This window comes from Nocardia sp. N2S4-5 (genome assembly GCF_044628355.1).
In the GTDB taxonomy this organism is placed as follows: Bacteria; Actinomycetota; Actinomycetes; order Mycobacteriales; family Mycobacteriaceae; genus Nocardia; species Nocardia wallacei_B.
Genome location: NZ_JBIUPM010000001.1, coordinates 6,971,637 through 6,991,399, shown reverse-complemented (window position 1 = coordinate 6,991,399; position 19,763 = coordinate 6,971,637). Strand labels below are relative to the sequence as shown.

General features: G+C 71.2%; 16 protein-coding genes. 12 read left to right on the top strand and 4 right to left on the bottom strand.

Translation table 11 applies throughout. The annotated features are described in order from the left end of the window. Window positions 1–330: 330 nt before the first annotated feature. Both ACFMRZ_RS32355 and ACFMRZ_RS32350 read right to left on the bottom strand, forming a co-directional pair. A complete protein-coding gene (locus ACFMRZ_RS32355) occupies window positions 331–1,101 on the bottom strand; it encodes a TRM11 family SAM-dependent methyltransferase (protein ID WP_400182027.1) in 771 nt (256 codons plus the stop codon). Between the two features lie 274 nt (window positions 1,102–1,375). Next, the gene (locus ACFMRZ_RS32350; RefSeq protein WP_400182026.1) at window positions 1,376–2,038 is read right to left on the bottom strand and encodes a hypothetical protein; all 663 of its coding nucleotides are present in this window, start codon (window positions 2,036–2,038) and stop codon (window positions 1,376–1,378) included. A 472-nt stretch (window positions 2,039–2,510) separates the two neighbouring features. On the opposite strand from ACFMRZ_RS32350, the gene ACFMRZ_RS32345 reads away from it, so the two are divergent. The 12 genes from ACFMRZ_RS32345 to ACFMRZ_RS32290 all read left to right on the top strand — a co-directional run bounded on the left by ACFMRZ_RS32345 (window position 2,511) and on the right by ACFMRZ_RS32290 (window position 18,111). Next, window positions 2,511–3,434, top strand: a complete 924-nt coding sequence (locus ACFMRZ_RS32345; RefSeq protein WP_400182025.1) for a hypothetical protein — start codon at window positions 2,511–2,513, stop codon at window positions 3,432–3,434. Continuing rightward, on the top strand, window positions 3,425–3,841 hold the full coding sequence (locus ACFMRZ_RS32340; protein WP_400182023.1) for a pilin: 417 nt from the start codon (window positions 3,425–3,427) through the stop codon (window positions 3,839–3,841). Before ACFMRZ_RS32345 ends, ACFMRZ_RS32340 begins: the two co-directional genes overlap by 10 nt. 3 nt (window positions 3,842–3,844) lie before the next feature. After that, the gene (locus ACFMRZ_RS32335; RefSeq protein WP_400182021.1) at window positions 3,845–5,755 is read left to right on the top strand and encodes a hypothetical protein; all 1,911 of its coding nucleotides are present in this window, start codon (window positions 3,845–3,847) and stop codon (window positions 5,753–5,755) included. Further along, window positions 5,752–8,856 (top strand): PrgI family mobile element protein, encoded by a 3,105-nt coding sequence (locus tag ACFMRZ_RS32330; RefSeq protein ID WP_400182020.1) that lies wholly within the window; start codon window positions 5,752–5,754, stop codon window positions 8,854–8,856. Before ACFMRZ_RS32335 ends, ACFMRZ_RS32330 begins: the two co-directional genes overlap by 4 nt. Further along, window positions 8,856–11,414 (top strand): type IV secretory system conjugative DNA transfer family protein, encoded by a 2,559-nt coding sequence (locus ACFMRZ_RS32325; RefSeq protein WP_400182019.1) that lies wholly within the window; start codon window positions 8,856–8,858, stop codon window positions 11,412–11,414. Before ACFMRZ_RS32330 ends, ACFMRZ_RS32325 begins: the two co-directional genes overlap by 1 nt. A gap of 63 nt (window positions 11,415–11,477) precedes the next feature. Then, on the top strand, window positions 11,478–12,497 hold the full coding sequence (locus tag ACFMRZ_RS32320; protein WP_400182017.1) for a replication-relaxation family protein: 1,020 nt from the start codon (window positions 11,478–11,480) through the stop codon (window positions 12,495–12,497). Further along, a complete protein-coding gene (locus ACFMRZ_RS32315) occupies window positions 12,497–13,510 on the top strand; it encodes an NlpC/P60 family protein (RefSeq protein ID WP_400182016.1) in 1,014 nt (337 codons plus the stop codon). The genes ACFMRZ_RS32320 and ACFMRZ_RS32315 overlap by 1 nt, the downstream gene beginning before the upstream one ends. A gap of 339 nt (window positions 13,511–13,849) precedes the next feature. Next, on the top strand, window positions 13,850–14,431 hold the full coding sequence (locus ACFMRZ_RS32310; RefSeq protein WP_400182015.1) for a hypothetical protein: 582 nt from the start codon (window positions 13,850–13,852) through the stop codon (window positions 14,429–14,431). Between the two features lie 128 nt (window positions 14,432–14,559). Further along, window positions 14,560–15,333, top strand: a complete 774-nt coding sequence (locus ACFMRZ_RS32305; protein ID WP_400182014.1) for a hypothetical protein — start codon at window positions 14,560–14,562, stop codon at window positions 15,331–15,333. A 75-nt stretch (window positions 15,334–15,408) separates the two neighbouring features. Continuing rightward, the gene (locus ACFMRZ_RS32300; RefSeq protein WP_400182013.1) at window positions 15,409–15,795 is read left to right on the top strand and encodes a hypothetical protein; all 387 of its coding nucleotides are present in this window, start codon (window positions 15,409–15,411) and stop codon (window positions 15,793–15,795) included. Between the two features lie 334 nt (window positions 15,796–16,129). Beyond that, complete coding sequence (locus ACFMRZ_RS32295; RefSeq protein ID WP_400182012.1) at window positions 16,130–17,629, top strand: cutinase family protein; 1,500 nt, start codon at window positions 16,130–16,132, stop codon at window positions 17,627–17,629. A gap of 80 nt (window positions 17,630–17,709) precedes the next feature. Then, window positions 17,710–18,111 carry a DUF6924 domain-containing protein gene (locus ACFMRZ_RS32290; RefSeq protein WP_400182011.1) on the top strand — a complete coding sequence of 134 codons (402 nt, stop codon included), beginning with the start codon at window positions 17,710–17,712 and terminating at the stop codon, window positions 18,109–18,111. A gap of 336 nt (window positions 18,112–18,447) precedes the next feature. Here ACFMRZ_RS32290 and ACFMRZ_RS32285 read toward each other — a convergent pair whose 3' ends face one another. Together ACFMRZ_RS32285 and ACFMRZ_RS32280 are read right to left on the bottom strand one after the other, a co-directional pair. Next, window positions 18,448–18,954, bottom strand: a complete 507-nt coding sequence (locus ACFMRZ_RS32285) for a hypothetical protein (RefSeq protein ID WP_400182010.1) — start codon at window positions 18,952–18,954, stop codon at window positions 18,448–18,450. Between the two features lie 138 nt (window positions 18,955–19,092). Beyond that, complete coding sequence (locus ACFMRZ_RS32280; RefSeq protein WP_400182009.1) at window positions 19,093–19,707, bottom strand: hypothetical protein; 615 nt, start codon at window positions 19,705–19,707, stop codon at window positions 19,093–19,095. Between the last annotated feature and the right edge of the window lie 56 nt (window positions 19,708–19,763).

Here is a 19,763-nt window from a genome sequence, read left to right as displayed (position 1 = left end):
TGAAACGGGTGTGCCGATTCCGATATCGGTGAAATGTCGGCGCGGATCGTAATGGACGCTCCGTGAACCCGAATTTGTCAAGCGGAATCTTTTGCCGCGCCGCTGTCGGCCACCGATCCCCGGGACCGTATTCGTATTCGGAAACCATCGACGACACGCGCAGCGGGCAATCCTGGGCACCACAAAGGGCCACCGGCTCCCCGGCTACCGCGCCGGGCCCGCCGGGGCCGAACGGTTCGGTCGGCCGGGGCGTCGTCTGGCGTTACGAAGATCCGTTGACCCCGGGGGGCGGAGCGTCTCTCCGCTCCCCCGGGACCAGATCGTTGGAGATTAAGCTGCCAGGTCTCCGGCTTGTCCCGTCTCCTGCGACGGGATGGCTCGTAGCGTCGAGTGTGGTCGGAAGCGGCTGGCTTCAGGCGTGGTCCGGTGAGTTGCCTCGGCGCGAAAGACCAGGACGTCTTCGTGTGCGATGAGTGCCAGGGGCAGGCCCGCGGAACGATTTTTGCGGACGAAATCGCGTTGGAAGAAGCTGGGGTGCGCGACGATGTCGTTGTTGGTCAGCCGCCCCAGCAGCGCGACGGCGCGGTCGACGGGCACCAGCCCGGCGGTGGCGGCGCAGCGGGTGAGCAGCGAGGGCAGATCGACCAGCTCCGCGTGCTGCCGCCAGGGGCGGGCGGTGACCACGACGTGACCACCGGGTGTGAGGTAGTCGGCGGCGGCGGTGAGGATGCGGGTGAATCCGGACAGTAGGCGGGGCACGCCGACGTTGGCGAGGTTGCCGCGATCGAGGGTGTTGCCGTAGCGGTGGTTATGTTTGCGGACTCCTTCCCCGGCACGGACCCGCACGTGCCCGTGAATCGAGTCGCCGTACGGGGGCGAGGTGACGATCAGGTCGACGGCGCCGCGCAGCTCCTCGGGCAGCACGATGGCGAGTTTGCGGGCGTCGCCGGTGTAGACGACTGCGTCGGTGTCGTGCCCGGCGTCGGCGGCGAGGGCGAGGTTGTCGCGGGCGATCGCGGCCCAGCGGTTCTCGTACTCGATGCCGATGGCGCGGCGGCCGGCGTGGACGGCCTCGACCAGGGTGGTGCCGATGCCGCACATGGGTCCATCACCAGGTCGCCGGGATTGCTGTAGCGAGTGATGGCCTCGGCGGCGATGCGCGGCAGCATTTTCGCCGGGTGCGCCGACGAGTCGCGGGTGTAGCGGGAACCGCGCTGGGCAGCGGGGCTGGCCTGGGCGGTCGCCCACACCGACACCGGCGTCGGGGTGGTGTCCGGAGTGTGGCTGGGCGTGGTGTCGGGGGCAGACATGTGCGGATCACCTTTCAGTAGCGAGCAATGGTGCGCTGGGGGCGCGGACGGGCGGGGTCCGGGTCTCATGCGGTGGCGGTGAGGTCGTGGGGTTGGAGGAAGACCAGGACATCGATGTGCACTGGTTCGGTGGCGGCCACCTCGGCCGGGCCGGTCTCACCGGGGTCGCCCGGGTCGCCGGAACCGGCCGGACTCTCGGCGGGGCCGGGGTGTGCGGGGGTGGGGACGATCTCGTCGTCGTGGACGGGGGCGGCGACGAGGTGTTGCAGATAGAGCAGGTCGGTGTTCTGGGCGGCGGTGACCAGGTCGCCGGTCAGGTCGTGGAACACACCGTCGTGGTCGTGGTGGCTGCGGGTCAGGACCACCAGCAGTCCTCCTGCCCGGAGCCGGGATGCGGCCACGTCGGCCACCATCCAGGGGCGAAGGCCGGGCGCGCCCGGCAGGGTCGCGGCGATGATCAGGTCGGTGTCGGCGAGCTGGGTCTGCCCGGGTGCGGGTGCGAGGATGCGGCCGAGGTCACCGACTAGGCGCTCGGCGGCGGGTGTGCGGGGCATCAGCAGGGCGCGGTCGTCGGGGGCGCTGTATTCGAGCAGACTCCGGGCCAGGACGCGGGGCGGCCAGGAGTCGGCCACCTCGATCGGGGTGGGCCCGCACGCCCACAGCGTCGAGTGGGTCAATGTGGTCGCGGTGCGGGGTCGGCTCGTGCGGGCGGGCTTGCGTGCGGTCATCGGATGTACCTCGTTCCGGTCGGCGAGTGAACAGGGGTGGTTCAGCGGGAGGACTCTGTTCCGCGACCGGTTTCCGGACATCCATCGAGAGAAATTCTTTCGACCATCCCGAGCGCAGCAGCATCGGCAGTCGGCAAGGAGATCCGCGACGGCAAGGTGCCCGCTGCGGTTCGGCGTCCGGTCAAAGATTTTCGAGGCTGGGTGACACGGGTTCGTGTGGCACTGGTGTGACAGTCGCGCGCGGTGCCACACCGGCGCAACACGACACATTCACCGCAGGTAGCAGCCATTTCATGACCCGAGGTCCGACAGGGCGTGCGCCGCTGCCTCACCCGGGTTTATCAGTGCCTGAATCTGGTGGTGAATTCGCTCGGAGCTTCTTTTGAATTCGTTGTGAGGTTCTTCTGACACGGTTGTGTGGACGCCGTCACATTTCCTTGCCCGGTCGAGTTCACCGAGCACAGGAGTTGCGATGTCGAATTCACCAAGCCCGGAAGGCGGTATGGCGCCGAGGCCGCTGACAGTGATCCGGAAACGGTTCAGTGAGCTGGCGGATCGGCCGGTTGGGGGCCTGCCGCCGGGCTGGGACCGGATGAAAGCCGGGCGGCTGGCCGGGCGGCTGTTGTCTCCGCGCGTTCCGGCCGGGGAGGTCGATGCGGTCTGGGTACAGCTGATCGAGCAGGCGCGGACCAGGGACGAGACCGCGGTGCTGGTCTGCGTGGGCACCGCGTTGCCGATGCTGCACAAGGTCGCCGCGTGGCTGTGCGGGCACCCGACCCATCGCGCCGACACCGAGTCGATGGTGGTTGTGGCGTTCCTGGGCGCGGTCTCGCAGATCGACCTGACACGCCCGAACGTCGCGAGTCGGTTGCGGTGGGCCACCTTTCATCGGACCTGCCCGCCGGTACGTGAGCGCAAGCAGGCACCGATCCCGGTGCTGTGGTTCAACGACGGCCCGATCCCCGACAAGGACCACATCGTCTCCTCCCCGCCCCACGGGCATCCGGAGCAGCTGCTGGCCCTCGCCGTCGGCGAGGGCGTGATCAGCACCGCCGACGCGATACTGATCGCCGACACCCGCTTGAACCACCGGCGGCTCACCCACGTCGCTGCCGAAACCGCGACCGGCTACGAGGCACTCGCCAAACGCCGCCGACGTGCCGAACAACGCCTTGCGGTGTGGCTACGTCAGCGTCTCGCCGACACACAAACGTCCAGCGACGTCGAAACCGCTGCGCTCGACCACCTCACGCCGCACCCCGCACCAGCGACTCGGCGACGGGACTCCGCACGACCAATGTCCACACACCGGCGCGAACCAGGAGTCCTCCCCATGCCCGAGTCCGTGCCCAGCGCGGACCCCACCACCGCGGAGGAGGACCCCCGATGCGCATAACCCCCCGTTCCCCCGATACCCCGCCCTCGACCACTCAGGCCACCGGCTCGCACCACACCCGCCGCCGTTCTCACCACCGGGCCGGGAGCATCGCCACCGCCGAGGCCCTCATCGTCATCACCGTGTGTGCGGCGGCGGGCCGAGCCCACGCCGCACCGGAGGTGCTGGCTGTAGCGGGGTCGCTCAACGAGGTCGCCGACAATCTCCGCAATTGGCTGGTTGCGATTCTGGCCACGATCGCCACGACCTATCTGACCGTCGGCGGTGCCCGGTACCTGCTCTCGGGCGGGGACGCCGGCGAGGTCGAGCGTGCCAAGGCGGCGCTGCGCGCGGCGATGATCGGCTACTGCCTGGCCATCCTCGCCCCGGTCGTCGTGGCCGTCCTCAAGTCACTCGTGGGGGGCTGAGCCATGCCGATCACCGTGTCCGCCCGTCCTGCCCGGCACGGCCCGCTGCGAGGAGCGTGGTGGTGCTGGCTGCTGATGGTGCTGTCCGTCCTGATCTGTGCGGCCGGAGCCGCCCCGGTCTGGGCGAGCCCGGATACCACCACGCCGCCACCTGTGGCGACCTCCCCGGCCGTGCCCGTCCCGCGCCCGCAGACACCGGCACCGGTCACTCCGGCGACACCGACACCGCCGACCACCGCGCCGACGGCACCGGCACCGTCGCCAGGAGTGCCGTGCGCGCAGGCCGGTGGCGGGTGCGCTCAACCCTCCGACCCTCAGCAGGGTCCGCTCGCCGCTCCCGAGCCCGAGTGCGGCCTGGACAACATCAGTGGCTGCGTGGTCAAGGCAATGGATGGGTTCTTCTCCACGCTGGTGTCCTCGGCGTTGAACCCGCTGCTGGAGTTGCTGTCGACCACGTTGCTGGCGACGCCGGACCCGGCGAGCCTGCCGCGGGTCGGTCAGTTGTGGACCTCGTCGTGGCAGATCACTCTCACGCTGTACGGGCTGCTGGTGATGGCCGCCGGGCTGCTGCTGATGTCGTATCAGACCCTGCAGGAACGGTGGTCGCTGCGCGAGATCGTCCCCGGCCTGGTGTTGGGCATGATCGCCGCCGCGCTGAGCTTCCCGCTGGTCACGCAGGCCGTGCGGGCGGTGAACGCCTTGTCGGTCGCGGTCGCCGGGGACGGGGTCGATCCCGATTCGGCCGGGCAGGCGCTGCGGCAGCTGGTGACCGTGAACTCCGACAGCATGATCGGCCTGTTCGGGCTGCTGCTGGCGGTGGTGCTCGTCGTGCTGGTCGTGGGCTTGCTGGTCGGGTACGTGATCCGGGTCGCGGTGACGATCGTGCTGATCGTGGCCGCACCGCTGGCGTTGATGTGTCATGCGCTGCCGGTCACCGAGCCGATCGCCCGCTGGTGGTGGCGGTCGATGGGGGCGTGCCTGGCCATCCAGGTCGTGCAGAGCTTGACCTTGATCACCGCGGCCCGCGTGTTCCTGACTCCCGGTGGCTGGCGGATGTCGAGCGACTCCGACGGCGGGATCGTGGATCTGATCGTCGCGATCGCATTGGTCGGGGTGCTGGCAAAGATCCCGTTCTGGATGCTCTCGGCGATGCGGATCGGCTCAGGCCGCTCCCTGGCCGGTGGCATGGTCCGCAGCTACCTCACCTACAAGACCTTCGGGCTGCTCCGCCACCGATCCACCACCGCCACACACAAATCCACCTCGCGCAAGCCCGAGAGCGACGCCTCGGATCCCTACCGGCACGTGCAGACCGCCGCCAACGGGCAGATGCTGCTGCCCTTGCAGGGCCTCACCCGCACTCCCCGGAAATCACCGCCACCACTGCCGCCCGATCCGACATCCGGTCACCGAAGCCCAGGCTCGCGGCCGTCACCAACCACTGGCCGCCAGCTGGAGCTGGACCTGTCCAAACCTGCCCGGCCGCTCCCGCGCGAAGCGCCCCGACCGGACGGCCAGTACGCGCTGTTCTACGCCACCCCGGCCACGAAGCCTCCGGCACGACGTCGTCCGTCTCCGGCGAATGCCACGCCCGCGGCCGGTCCTCCGGGCGGTGTACCGGCGGTGCAGCGGGCCGCGAAGGGCCGCCAGCTGGCGTTGCGGTTCCCACCCCCGCAACAGTCCTCGCCACCGGCACAGCCTCGGGATGTCTACGCGCGCCCGAAGGTGACCGCGCAGGGCCAGTACGTGCTGCCGCTGGGCGTGACCCGGGTCCGGCGACCGGCCCCGCCTCCGGCACCGGCCTGGATCGCGCCGCCCGCGCCCCGGCCCGCCGGTCGGCAGCTGCATCTTCCGCTTCCCGATCTGCCCGTGCGCCGCCGCCTGCGGCGTGACACCGGAGGAGGTTCCAGGTGAACTCCTATCGCATTCCCTCGGATGTGGAACGGCCCGACCGCATCGTCGGCCCGTTCACCGCCCGCCAGCTCGCCCTGCTCGCCGCGACCGGGCTGGTCCTGCTGCTGGCGTGGGCGAGCACCCGTGCCGTGCTGCCGATCACGGTGTTCGCCGGGCTCGCGGCCCCGGTCGCGGCGGTCGCGACCGCGCTCGTGCTCACCACCCGCGACGGGCTCTCCGGTGACCAGCTACTCGTGGCCGGGCTGCGCCACCGGTGGCGGACCCGGCACCTGATCGCCGCCCACCCCGGCGGCGACGGCCGGGGCGCGGCGGTGCCGCGCTGGGTGACCGACCGCGCGCACGGGCCGCGCCCGCCCACCGCCCACCCGATCACCTCTCGGACCGCCACCCTGCCGAGGGCGGTCACGCCGGGCACCGGCGTCGGCGGCGGGGTCGGGGTGGTCGATCTCGGGGAGGAAGGGATCGCGGTGATCGCCGCCGCGACCACCCTCAACCTCGCGCTGCGCACTCCTGGCGAGCAGGCCGGATTGGTGAGCGCGCTCGCGGGCTGGCTGCAGAGCCTGTCCGGGCACGGGGTCCAGATCCTGTTGCGGTCGATACGCCTGGACGTGACCGGCCACCTCACCGACCTGCACGCCGCCACCGAACAGATGCCGCTCGAAGTGGCCGAGTACGCCCGCGACCACGCCCGGTATCTGGCCGAGCTGGCCGACGACGACACCACCGCCAGACGCCAGGTCCTGCTGGTGTGGCGCGAACCCGTCGATCCCGCGACCCGGCTGGCCACCTCACCGCTGGGCGGACTCACCCCGCGTGGCCGCCGCGACCGCCAGGTCTCCGCCCAGGCCCGCCACGCCGCCGAAACCCGGGTGCTCGCCCGCGTCAGCGACGCCACCGACCTGCTCGCACCCCTCGGGGTCGGGGTGCGGGCCCTGGACGAGACGCAAGCGCGAGCGATCCTGACCAGTTGCACCAACCCCGCCAGCCTCGTGCCCTTCGGCGCACCGAACGCTGCCGGGTCTGGCGAGATCATCACCACCGCAGCCAGCGAGTTCACCGGCGCCTGGTTCGACGTGACGGACTTCGACGACGAGGACAACGGGCCGGACGCGGCTCCTCGCCGCGGCCGGGTCCGTCGTGGCCGGGTGTCACGCCGGGGCGGGGCCGTGGAGTTCGCGCCGGAGTCGTTGACCATCGGCGCGCGGCATCTTCAGGTGGGGTCGGATCATGTCGCTACGATCGCGGTCACCGGCTACCCGCGCGAGGTGACTCCCGGCTGGCTCGCGCCGCTGGCCGCGTTCGGGGGCCGGGTGGACATCGCCCTGCACATCTCCCCGATCGACCCGCAGGTCGCTGCCGTGCGGTTGCGCCGTCAGATCGCCCGCCTGGAATCCTCGCTGGCGTCGGCGGCGGCGAACAACCGGGTCGGTGATCCGGCTGTCGAGGTCGCTGCCGAAGACGCCGCCGCTCTGTCCGCGCAGCTCGCCCGCGGCGAGTCCCGCTTGTTCCGCGCCGGACTGTATCTGACCGTCCACGCCACCAGCGAACGCGAACTCGCCGGGCAGGTCACCGCGCTGCGGACGCTGGCGGCGAGTCTGCTGATCGACACCTGCCCGCTCACCTACCGCGCCGTGCACGGGTGGACGGCGACGTTACCGCTGGGCCTGGATCCGGTACGGCTGCACCGCACCTTCGACAGCCACGCCCTCGCCGCGGCCGTCCCGTTCGCCTCCGCGCAACTCCCGCCCGCCGACCCGATCTCCACCACCCCGGCCGGGGTGCTCTACGGGCGCGACGGCGCGGCCGGGCTGCTGTTCCACGACCGCTTCGCCCCCGGGATGCACAACCACAACGAGGTCATCCTCGGTCGCTCCGGTGCCGGCAAGTCCTACCTGGCGAAGACCTCGATCCTGCGGTCGTTATATCGCGGGATTGAGACCGTCGTCATCGACCCCGAAGACGAATACGCCGCCCTGTGCGACGCCCTCGGCGGCACCCACCTGCGCCTCGGCGCCCCCGAAGTCCGCATCAACCCCTTCGACCTCGACATCCACCTCGACCACCGCACCGGTCACCGCACCGCCCCCGCCGACGCGCTGCTGCGCCGCAAGCTGCATCTGCACACCGTGATCGCGGTCCTGCTCGGCGAACAAACTTCCGCCCAGCGCGCCGCCCTGGACACCGCCGTCACCGCCACCTATGCGGCGGCCGGGATCACCGACGACCCCGCCACCTGGGTACGGCCCGCGCCGACGCTGAGCATGCTGCGCGACCAGCTCGCCGCCACCGGCGATCCGGTCGCGGCCGACCTGGCGGCCGGGCTCGCTCCCTACGTCGCTGGAGGCGCGTTCGCCGGGCTACTCGACGGCCCGACCACCCACCAGGTCGACGGGGAATTGATCGTGTACTCGCTGCGCGAGCTGCCCGCCGAACTGAAAACCATCGGCACCCTGCTGGCGTTGGACGCGACCTGGCGGCGCGTCAGCAACCCGGGCCTGCGCCGGGCACGGGTGGTGGTGGTCGATGAAGCCTGGCTGCTCATGCGGCAGCCGACCGGCGCGGAGTTCCTGTACCGGCTGGCCAAATCCGCCCGCAAATACTTCGCCGGACTCACCGTCGCCACCCAGGACGCCGCCGACGTGTTGTCGACCGATCTCGGGAAGGCGATCGTCGCCAACGCCGCCACCCAAGTCCTGCTCCGGCAAGCCCCGCAAGCCATCGACCAGGTCGGCGACGCCTTCAACCTGTCCGACGGCGAGCGCCGCTTCCTGCTCGCCGCCGACCGCGGCCAGGGCCTACTCGCCATCGGAGCCCACCAGCGCACCGTCTTCGGCTCCGTCGCCTCGCTGGCCGAACACCAGCTCGCCACCACGTCACCGGAATACGACCTTCCCGGCACCGACGAGTTCGGCTACCTCGACCTCCCCGCAGACCTCGGCGACAGCCACATCGACCTCGGCGCCGACGAATTCTCCGGCGGCATAGATGCCGGCGTCGGCGACCCCGGTGCCCTCGGCCCCGACCACGAGCCCGCACGGGAGACCGCCGTCCATCCGGGCGACAGCGGGAGCTGGGACCAGCCGCAACAGGAGGCAGCCTGATGCACATCGACTTTCGCGCCCAGCCGACTCCCGGTCCCGATGGTCACGGCGGGCTCATCGGGGAGCTGATCACCCGCCCTGGCGCGCACCTGCCGCACCTGCTCACCGCCGCAGGACACCACGCGATACCCCTCGCCGCCACGATGGCCGCCGTTGTCCTCGGCGGCGTCGCGGTGACCGTGTGGGTACGTCGCCGCCGCGAGCAGCGGTGGGCCGAGGGGGCGCGGCAGGTGGAGATCCTGGTCCCGCCGCAGGTAGCCCCCGACAGCGCACAGGTGTTCTGGGAACACCTGCACGGCGCGCTCGCCCGCCGCTGGTGGCAGCGGTGGTGGTGGTCCGGGCAGCACCTGCTCGGGTTCGAATACCGCATCAGTCCCGGCGAAGGCGCGAGCATCCGCGTGTGGGTGCCCTCGTGTGTCCCGCCGCATCTGGTGGAAAACGCCGTCACCGTCGCCTGGCGCGGGGCCCGCACCCACACCACCGACGCCGCGCCACCGCTACCGGTGGCCCCGGCCGGGCAGCACAGCCTGCTCGCGGGCGGCGAACTACGGCTCGCGCGGCACGCCCGCTGGCCCATCCGCACCGCCTTCCCCGGCGACCCCGCCGCCACCCTGATCAACGCCGCCTCCGCGATGGACCCCGGCACCACCGCCTGCGTGCAAGTCCTCGCCCGCCCCGTCACCACCCGACCCGACCAGCACACCTCCAGCTCCGGCACACCAACAGCATTCGCCGGGTTCCTTACTGAATTCCTGCGGGAATTCGTCGGCCTGTTCCTGCCGGGACCGGTGCGGGCCGCCAGGACACCGGCCCGCCCCCAGCCGAGGCACGGGTATGGGTCGGGTGATCGGCAGGTGGGTCTGGAGCAGTCCGCGAGAGATCACGCCGCTGCGGGCAAGGCCGTCGGGCCGCAGTGGGCCACGGTCGTGCGCTACGCCGTCACCGCGCCCGTCCCGGCCGACGCCGACAAGCAGACCTGCGCGCGGGTCGCCGCCATGGTGCGAGGCCGCGCGCACGCGGTGTCGTCGTATCTGTCGGGCGCCTCGGGCCACAACCACTACCGTCGCCGCCGCCATCCCCGGCTGCGGGAGGCGCTCACCGCGCGGCGGCTCGGGCGCGGTGATCTGCTGTCGGCCCCGGAGCTGGCGGTACTCGCGCACCTGCCCACCGACACCGCGATCGCCGAAATCCACCGGGCCGGAGCCCGCGCCCTGGCACCCAGCGAGGTCATCGCCTTCGGCGGCCCTGGCACCAAACCGCTGGGCCGCGCCGACGCCCAGCGAGGCCGCCACGTCGCGATGCGCGTCTCGGACGCCCGCCATCACGTGCACGTGCTCGGCCCGACCGGGTGCGGGAAATCGACGCTGCTGGGCCGGATGGTCCTCGCCGACGCCGACGCCGCGCGCGGCCTGGTCCTGATCGACCCCAAAGGCGACCTCGTCACCGACGTCGTGGCCCGTCTGCCGCAGCACAGTGCGGGGCGGGTGGTGTTGTTCGACGCCGCCTCCACCGGCCGGCCCCCGTGCCTCAACCCCCTCGACGTGCTCACCTTCGGCGGCGACCTCGACCTGGCCGTGGACAACGTCGGGACCGTGTTCGCCCGGATCTACAACCAGTTCTGGGGCCCGCGCACCGACGACCTGTTCCGCAACAGCCTCAAGACCGTCTGCATCCAGCCCCGCCCCGCCTCCCTCGCCGACGTCGAACGCCTCCTCACCGACGACACCTACCGCGCCCGCCTCACCACACACGTCAAAGACCCTGTGGTCCAACGATTCTGGCGCGCCTTCGACAGCCTCGGCGACTCCGGACGCGGCCAGCTCACCGCCCCGCTGCTGAACAAACTCCGCCACCTGCTGCTCCGCCCGTTCGTCAAGGCCGCGCTGGCGGGCGGACCCGCGACCATCGACCTGCGCGCGGTGCTCGACCACGGTGGCCTGGTCCTCGCACGCCTACCGAAAGGCCGCCTCGGGGAGGAAACCACCCGGCTCCTCGGCGCGCTGCTGGTCGCACGCACGTGGCAGGCCGCCACCTCCCGCGCCGACACCCCCGAGGCACAGCGGCGCGACGCGGCCCTGTACCTCGACGAATTCCACAACTTCCTGCATTCCTCGACCCCGGTGGAGGACATGCTCGCCGAGGCCCGCGCCCAGAAACTATCCATGGTGCTGGCGCACCAGAACCTCGGCCAGCTCACTCCCACACTGCGCGAAGCGGTCTCGACCAACGCCCGCAACAAGATCTATTTCGCCGTCTCGCCCGAGGACTCCCGCGACCTGGCCCGCCACACCAGCCCGCAACTGTCCGAGCACGACCTGGCCCACCTCGACGCCTACCACGCCGCCGCCCGCCTGGTCGTGAACGGCCAGAACACCGCCCCCTGCACCGTCGCCACCGAACCACTGCCCCCACCGGTGCCGGGACGAGCCCGCCACATCCGCGCCGCCGCCCGCACCCGCACCACGCCACACCTGCAACCACCCGGCCCGCCCGTTCCCACAGCAGGGCCGACGCTGCCCGCGCCGAAGGTTCCCCGCCTCGACCCGCGCCGCCGGTGACACACCCGCCAGCACAACAGTTTCCGGCGCGCTTGCCTCGCCGCCGATTGGAGGTGCCCTCCGATGACCCCCGTCCCACGATCTGCGCCGCCCCTTCCCCACGCCCCCGTGCACGACGGCACTCGCTCGGCCGGGCCGGTGCTGGCCGGGCAGGCGCGGCTGTCGGGCATCCTCACCGTGAGGGATCGGTGGCTGCTGTGGATGCTCTACGAGCATCGCGTGCTCACCACCGCCCACATCGCCGCTCTGGCGTTCACCGCGACCCGGCGAGCCACCCGTCGACTGTTGCGGCTGCACGAGGCCGGGGTGCTCGACCGCTTCCGGCCTCGCCGCCCGGTCGGCACCGCACCCTGGCACTGGATCCTTGCCCCCGCCGGAGCCGCGGTGCTGGCCGCCGAGCACGGCCTCGATGTGCGGGAGTTGCGCTGGCGCCACGACCGCGCCCTTGCCGTCGCCCACAGCCTGCACCTCGACCACGACATCGGCGTCGCCGACTGGTTCACCACCCTCGCCATCCACCCCGGACCCGCCACCCTGACCGCCTGGTGGTCACACACTCGCTGCGCCCGGCTGTGGGGAGACCTGGCCCGTCCCGACGGCTACGGCCGCCTCGAGGCCACCACCCCCGTCGCGGGCGGGGTGGAGTTCTTCCTCGAATACGACCGCGGCACAGAATCTCTCACCCAACTGAGCCGCAAACTCGACGGATACGCGAACCTGGCCGCCGCCACCGGGATCACCACCCCGCTGCTTATCTGGCTCCCCACCAGTACACGGGAAGCCGCCGCCCGCACCGCACTCGCCGCCACCGCCTCCGGACTCGACCACCCCGACACCGTGCCGATCGCCACCGCCGCCGACCACAACCCCGCAGCGGGCCCGGCCGGGCCGGTGTGGCTGCCGCTGCACCCCCCACCCGCGCGGCCTGGCCACCGGACCACGCTCACACGCCTCACCGCTGCCTGGCCGCACCTGCCCCTCACCCCTGCCCCGGCCAGCAACGCCGAGGGCGGCACCGCCGTCGACCGACGCGTCATCATTCCGCCGCCACCACCGCGCCCACCCCGGCCCGGGAGGCTGTGATGTTCCGCCTCGCCGCCGGTGCCGGAGGACTCGCGCTGCTGACCGCCGTGACGATCGGCGCGTTCACCGTCACCGTCGCCGCGATCGAGGACGCCCGCACCCACACGAGCATCACCGCACCGGACCCCGCCGCCGGGCAGTCCACACCGAGCCCAGAAGCGGTCACCGACATACCCGCCGACATCCTCGTCCTCTACCGCCAAGCAGCCTCGGACTGCCCCGGACTGGACTGGACCATCCTGGCCGGCATCGGCAAAGTCGAGACCGACCACGGCCGTAGCCGCCTCCCCGGAGTCACCGACGGCGAGAACACTTCGGGCGCCGCAGGACCCATGCAATTCCTCCAGGCCACCTTCGACTCGGTCACCGCACGCCACCAGCTCCCCGCGGCAGGGGCGAGCCCGCCCTCGCGCTACAACCCCAGCGACGCTATCCACGCCGCCGCCTACTACCTGTGCGACTCCGGCGCACCCGGCGACCTCTACCGCGCCCTCTACACCTACAACCACGCCGACTGGTACGTCCAGCAAGTCCTCGACCAAGCCGCCCGCTACCGCGCCACCCCCGCACGGGGCAGCGGCGACTGCCGCACCATCCAGGCCGTCAATCCCGCTGTTGTTCAGGTGATCTCGTTCGCCTGCGCGCAGCTCGGGCAACCGTACGTGTGGGGCGGCAACGGGCCCGAGGCTTCCGGCGGCTGGGACTGCTCCGGCCTCACCAAAGCCGCCTACGCCACGGTCGGCATCGACCTGCCCCGCACCACCTACGACCAGGTCCACGCCAGCCCCCGCATCTCCGCGAACGACATCGAGCCCGGCGATCTCCTGTTCTTCGGCACCGCCGAGGACGTGCATCACGTCGGTCTCTACCTCGGAGACGGGAAAATGATCCACGCACCCGATTTCGGAATTCCCGTCCGAATAGACAACTCACGGCGAGATGATTTCTACGCCGCCACGCGGCCGACCTCGGCCATTCCTCCGTCAATGGGAAATAATTCCCGAGGGACATGACGTTCTCCGCCACGAACCTCTCGACCTCACATATCCACCTCCCGGCGAGCGAGCCAGCCATCTCGTGGACTGATCACAACTGCCGCGCAGACGCCGCCACAGCCGACCACCTGCATTTGTGGCACGAGGACGGCGGGAATCGCGTCGTCAATCGGCCGCGCTGTCGACGCGGAACCCCGTTACGGGCGATCCGTTCGAATATCAGGGCTTGACATTCGCACGGGTATCGAGCGTCCATGTATGTGGGCCCCGCAATTCGTCCCGAATTGCGAGGGCCGTCCCGGCCGGGACATGACAACCGCACATATCGAAATGCCCTATTCCGACGATGGAGATGTCATGTCCAAAAACGTTCGACCGAAAAGCGACGCCAACGAAACCGCGTTGCGCGCGGCGCTGGCCGCCAATCCCGGGGCCACCGTCAGCGCGCTGGCCTACGACGCGGGAATGAGCGTGTCCACCGCCCGCGCCATTCTGGGGCGGATGGCCGACGACGGCACCGCCGTGCGCGCCACCGACCCCGACGCACCCCGCGCCACCTACCGGTGGTCCCTGACCGACACCGCGACCGGCCGCCGGTCGGCCCGCAAGAAGAAGACGGGCACCACGGCACCGGCCACACCACCCGCCGCCGCCCCGGCCAAGGGCTCCGACGACACCGCCCGCGCTGCCAACGGGGCGGGCACGCTGGAGAAGCTGCCCTCGGGGGCGTTGCGGGGCATGGTCGAGGACCATCTGCGGGCGCACCCGGGCGAGTCGTTCAGCCCGACCGCGCTCAAGCACGCGCTCGAGAAGGTCCACGCGCCCCGGCAGTTGTCGTCCGGCGCGATCAACAACGCCCTCGAGAAGCTCACCAGCGACGGCATCGCCACCCGCACCAGCGACGCCCCGAAGAAGTGGGCGCTCGCGGCCGGGGTTTAGCACCGCCGCTAGCGGCGGGCGTGTGCCCGTCACCGATCGCCGGGGGCCGCGACGTCGCGCGCCACGGCCCCCTGATCGGCCAATCATCCCGAAATTCTTTCTGACACAACAGGATCGAGGACCATGTCATGAGCACGATAATCTCGGCCGAGCTGATCGCGCAGTTGCGCGCCGCCCGCGACCAGGCCGCCGACGCCCGCAACCTGCCGCGTGCGCTGGAACTGGACAACGAGCTGGAACACCTTGCGCGGCTGGTGTATTCGCCGCGTCACACCTGCGCACGGTGCGGTAGTTGGGCCGATCACGTCCACGAACCGGCAACGGGTGACCGGATGCTCGTGCACGGCGACCCCCGGGCCGACGACGAGGACGTCGCCACAGCGGTCCAGGTGTTCGCGCTGGCCGCCACCGCCCTGCCGCACCATTGGGCCGAAAGGGATTCGGGGGCAGACATTGCGGTCGACCTGGGCCCCTACCGGTACGTGGTGATCGTGTACACCGGCGAATCAGCGATGCGCCCACGCGCGTTCATCGCCGATTGTGTCCACCGGGGCACGGGGCAGGGGCGGACGTTCCCGGCGATCCACGCCACACGACGCACCACCGCCGCGATCATCGAGGCGTACCGCCGGGCACGCCACATCGGCCTGGGCACGACCCCGACCGCGATCTCCGGACCAGTCACCGCCGACGATCCCGACGACCTGCTGGCCCGGTTCCGTGCCCGCCAGAACGAGATCGACGCCGAAATCGACGCCCACGACGGCAACCACGATGCCGGTCACCACGACCGGCTCGCCGCGCTGCACCGCGACGCCAGCGAATTGATGGCGGCGCTGGACAACCACCTCAGCCTCGGGGGCTCGCTGCCCCGGGCATGGACCCACGCCGCCACCGCATAGAAAACGGCCGCACCCCGGCGGAGGGTACCCGCCGGGGGGCGGCCAGTCCCGAGACTACTACCGAGGAGGAACCTCATGTACGAGAAGCTGACCGCCCGGCTGGACGAGTCCTACACCGTGCTCGACACCGGGGAGCGGGTTACCCGCATCCGCGAATACGTGTTCACCGTTGTGCCGCAAGCCGAATGCGCTCACCACAGCGGCGACACCATCTGCGGCGCGTGTGCCGAGACGTGGCAGTTCGACTACGACTTCGACGACCCGTTCCCGTTCCCCCGCACCACACACCGGTTGACCGTGCGCGATCTTATCGACGCGGGCCAGCTCCACCCCGGGGACACGCTCACCATGGCCGACACCGACATCCGCGCCGTCGTCACCGCCACCGGCGGGCTCATGTTGCCTGACGGCCGCGTGTTCGACAACCCCTCCGCCGCCGCGATCGCCGTGCTCGACCAATAACAACCGGCACACGCACACCGCACCACCCGCTAGGCCCCGGCAACAGATTCCACCCCGTTGCCGGGGTCCGGCCCATATCCCCACCCAGCACCCCGCCCGGAACCCCGAGCGCGGTGCCCTGCCCGCGTGCCCCGTCCATGATCAGCGACCCGGGCCCTGTGCGACGCCGGAACGCCCGCACGCCCGCACGCCCGCATGCCCGCATGCCCGCACGGGAAGGAAAAAGCGCGCGGCGCGCCGTGTCCATTTCCGGCCCCCGAACCCGAGTCCTCAGACAGCGGAAACGCGCCCGGCGCTTCCGCGTCCGTCCCTCAACCCGTTCGGGAGGCCCCTCATGATCGGTTCACCGTTCCGCACCGCGCGACGCGATGCCCACCCCCACCCCGTGCTGCGGCGGCTGGCCGGTGCCGCCCTGTGCACCGCCGCCGTGCTGACCGCCAGCGCGTACGCGCTACCCGCCACGGCCCCCGCCGCGCCCGCACCGGGCTGCCCGAAATTCACCACCGTCCTGGTACCCGGGACATGGGAAACCCACCCCGACCCCAGCATTGACCCCCGCCTCGGCACCGGCACCGATGCGGCCCGACCCGCGCCCGCGACCATGCTCGCCCCGGTCGCCGACGCCCTGCAGGCCCGCTACGGTCGCGATCTCGCCGTCGCGACGGTGTCCTATTCCGCGTCAATCTCCCCGACCTACGCCGCCTCGGAATCCGACGGCGAGCACGCCCTCGCCGCGCTCTTGACGCAGTTGTGCCCGACCACCCAGGTGCTCCTGGTCGGCTACTCGCAAGGGGCACAGGTCGCCGGAGACCTCGCTACCCGTATCGGGCACGGGCAAGGCCCAATACCCGCCTCGCGGGTCCTCGCGGTCGGACTCGTCGCCGACCCGCGCCGCGCCTCGACCACACCCCACCTCGGCGAGTCGGCCGGCGGCGAAGGCGTCGCCGGACCTCGCACACAGGACTTCGGCGCGCTGAACGACCGGACTCGCACCGTATGCGCCCGCGGCGACCTCTACTGCTCGGCCTCCCCGCACACCGACCCGGTCCTCACCACCCTCGGCCGTGCCTTCACCAGCACCCCCGAACCCGCACCCACACCCGGCACGGGCACCACGTCCGTCACACCGGCTCCGTTCGCTGTCGGCGGCAACGGCCTGAGCGGCCTGGGCGGATTGGACGCCTCCACCCTGACCCGGCAGGTACTCAACGTGCTGGCCGGGATGACCTCGTTCGCGGCGAACCTGCCCGCGATCGGAGCCGACCTCGCCGCACTGCCAGGGCGCCTGGCCGCCCTCGACATCGAAGGTACACACCAGCTCGCCGGTGACCTCAACAATCAGTTCCGGCCGCTGGTCACCATGGCCGCCCAGGTCGACCTCCACCTGGTCGCGCGGATCTTGACCGTGCTCGCCCCGGCCGACACTAGCGGCGTCACCGGCGCGGCAGCACAGATCGTGCAGGTCCTCGCCGGGGTCGACATCACCCGCGTCGCCGCCGACCTCGAGGCCGCCCAAGAGACCGCCTGGGCCGCGGTACAGAAACTCAGCCTCGGAGACGTCCTCGGCGCCGGGGCCGCACTCACCGGCCTGATCCCCGTCGCCGCCGACCTCGCCGCGATCGCGGCGAACGCGCTCACCGGCACCACCGCCGCCCCACTGACAGCACTCGTCCCCACCGCGACCGGCGGCACCGGAGCCGGGGCAGCCGACCTCGCCCGGCAAGGAACCCAAGCCGCACAGTTCCTCGCCTCCGGTGTGCATCAGACCGGATACTCTCCCGCGCTGCAGGCTCTCATCAAGTGGCTGGGCAGCCGCATCGACGCCAGCCACTGAACAGGCGCCACATGGCCTCGGCCTGCCCGGTTGATCCCGGGCAGGCCGAGGTCGCATGTCGGGGCCGATAGGGTCACGGGGTGAACGTGTTGCCGAGCGCATCGGTCCTTGTCCGCACCTGGTTCGGTGACGACGCCGCGTGGGAGTCGCTGACCCGGAAGGTCGAAATCCCCAGCGCGGAGGGCTTTCTCGCTTCTATCACTCTGGTGAACGACCCGATATTCGAGGCTCTGAGCACCGACGCGCTGATCGCACAGCAGTCGGGCGGGTCGATCGTTTCCTTTCTCGCCGACGAGATCACCCTCACCCACGCCGAGCATCCAATCGTGGCCGTCCGGATGTTGCCACGCCCGGACAGCGAGCCGTTTCGGGTAGTGCCCGCCGCGTTGTGGAGCGTGGAGAACAACATCAACCTGGCGAACATGGACTGGACCGACTTCACGACGTCCCTGGACGCCGACGGCGTCTTTCGCGGATTCTGAGACAATCCGCACGCACGCCGCTGAGGCCAGCACCGGCCGCGCGTACCCATCGCCCACCTCGCCGTAGGTGTCCAGAGGCGTTGCCGGGCCCCGCCGCGTCCCGTACGCCCTGGGCTGACGGGCGGGCAGGATTGCCCGTAACAACGCGGCGGGAGATTCCCCGCACCACCCCCACGGTGTGGAAACAGCCCCCCTGCCGGGCATCGGGTACCACGGGCGGCGACGACACCGGCGGCGCACACCAACGCACCCCGTGCCGATCTTCGGCACGGGGTGCGTCGCGTCGTCGGTGCCAGGCGCGGCGGTCAGTGCCGGGGCCTGGTGGCCGTGTGGGGGTTACGTCCGTGCGGGCGGGGCGAAGTTCCGGCGCGCGTCGGCGATCGCGGTGGCCGCGCGGGCGTTCGCGTACATCAATGGCAGCCACACCGGCCCGCCCCCGTCCGTGCTGGGCAGGTAGTCCTCGAGGTACGGCCGGGTATCGGCGGGTACGCGGATGTCGAGGTGCATCGGTCGCAGTGCCACGGTGACCCGGTGCGAGCCGTCGGGCAGTTCCTGCCACTGGTCGCGCGGTGCCACCGAGGCCAGCGCGAAGGCTTGCGCGGCGATGTCCGCTGTGGTGGCGATGTCGGCGCGGGTGTAGGCGGGGAGCCACTGGCCGCCGATGCGCATGGTTTCGCCGGTGAGCGGGTCGCGGACGTGGTCGGCCCACGTGCGGCAGGCCCGGCACGTGCGGCGGCCCGGATCGTGCCGGGCCTGCCCGTCCCGGTCCTCGAGCACGTCGTCGGCTGCCAGCGCGCCTGCCAGGTCACCGGCCTCGGTGGCGGCGTCGCGGGCGTCGCGCAATCGGTCCCACTCGAGCGGCTCGAGGCGCGCGGGGTCCGGGGTCGCGCCGGTCGTGGCCGGGGTCGTTGCGGTGTGCGTTGCTGTTCATAGTTGTTGCCTCGCTTCCTGTTTCGACATGTGAGAGCCGGTGGGTGTGGCTTACCGGGAGTCCGGTTCGCGGGCGGGCTCGCAGGGTGTGGGCAGGCTGCGGTGGTAGGCGTCGCGGATCGCGAGGGCGCGTGCGTCGAGCCAGACCCACAGCGCGGGCACGTATTCGCGCTGCCCGTACCGGGTGCGGTCCACGATGAACACCGCCCCGCACGACGGGCCCTCGGTGTGGTCGGCCAGGTAGAGCGTGAAAGTCATTCCCGCGTAGTCGACTTCGGTCAGTGCGCCCCCGGGGCACGGGGTCCACTCGGTGGCGTTGGCGGCGCGGTCGAACGCAATCAGCGCGGTGCGGATGTCACGGGCGCACATATGCCCGTCCTGCCCGCCGACTGTCGCCCACTGGTCCGGGCCGGGGTGGTGGGCGTGGTCGGCCCACCACCGGCACCGCGCGCAGGTGCGGCGGTCGCCGGGGTCCATCCCGTAGTACCGCACCAACAGGTCGTCATAGGCCAGCGCGGTTTCCAGGTCATCGACGGCGCAGGCGTAGGTCCGGTCGGTGGCCAAGGTGTCGCGGCGTTCGCGGCGTTTGCGGGCCGCGATCACATCGCGCGGGCGCATGTAGCGTGCGCCGCCGCCGGTCGGTTCGGGGTACATCCGAGATGTCATGTCAGTTTCTCCAATTCCCTTGTGGTAGCGGGTATTTCGTCACGCCCAGCGGGTGC

Bases quoted from the DNA above. Each gene is read 5' to 3' on its own strand.
- ACFMRZ_RS32355 (WP_400182027.1), bottom strand. From the start codon at position 1,101: ATGTGCGGCATCGGCACCACCCTGGTCGAGGCCGTCCACGCCGGCCGC.
- ACFMRZ_RS32350 (WP_400182026.1), bottom strand. From the start codon at position 2,038: ATGACCGCACGCAAGCCCGCCCGCACGAGCCGACCCCGCACCGCGACC.
- ACFMRZ_RS32345 (WP_400182025.1), top strand. From the start codon at position 2,511: ATGTCGAATTCACCAAGCCCGGAAGGCGGTATGGCGCCGAGGCCGCTG.
- ACFMRZ_RS32340 (WP_400182023.1), top strand. From the start codon at position 3,425: ATGCGCATAACCCCCCGTTCCCCCGATACCCCGCCCTCGACCACTCAG.
- ACFMRZ_RS32335 (WP_400182021.1), top strand. From the start codon at position 3,845: ATGCCGATCACCGTGTCCGCCCGTCCTGCCCGGCACGGCCCGCTGCGA.
- ACFMRZ_RS32325 (WP_400182019.1), top strand. From the start codon at position 8,856: ATGCACATCGACTTTCGCGCCCAGCCGACTCCCGGTCCCGATGGTCAC.
- ACFMRZ_RS32320 (WP_400182017.1), top strand. From the start codon at position 11,478: ATGACCCCCGTCCCACGATCTGCGCCGCCCCTTCCCCACGCCCCCGTG.
- ACFMRZ_RS32315 (WP_400182016.1), top strand. From the start codon at position 12,497: ATGTTCCGCCTCGCCGCCGGTGCCGGAGGACTCGCGCTGCTGACCGCC.
- ACFMRZ_RS32310 (WP_400182015.1), top strand. From the start codon at position 13,850: ATGTCCAAAAACGTTCGACCGAAAAGCGACGCCAACGAAACCGCGTTG.
- ACFMRZ_RS32305 (WP_400182014.1), top strand. From the start codon at position 14,560: ATGAGCACGATAATCTCGGCCGAGCTGATCGCGCAGTTGCGCGCCGCC.
- ACFMRZ_RS32300 (WP_400182013.1), top strand. From the start codon at position 15,409: ATGTACGAGAAGCTGACCGCCCGGCTGGACGAGTCCTACACCGTGCTC.
- ACFMRZ_RS32295 (WP_400182012.1), top strand. From the start codon at position 16,130: ATGATCGGTTCACCGTTCCGCACCGCGCGACGCGATGCCCACCCCCAC.
- ACFMRZ_RS32280 (WP_400182009.1), bottom strand. From the start codon at position 19,707: ATGACATCTCGGATGTACCCCGAACCGACCGGCGGCGGCGCACGCTAC.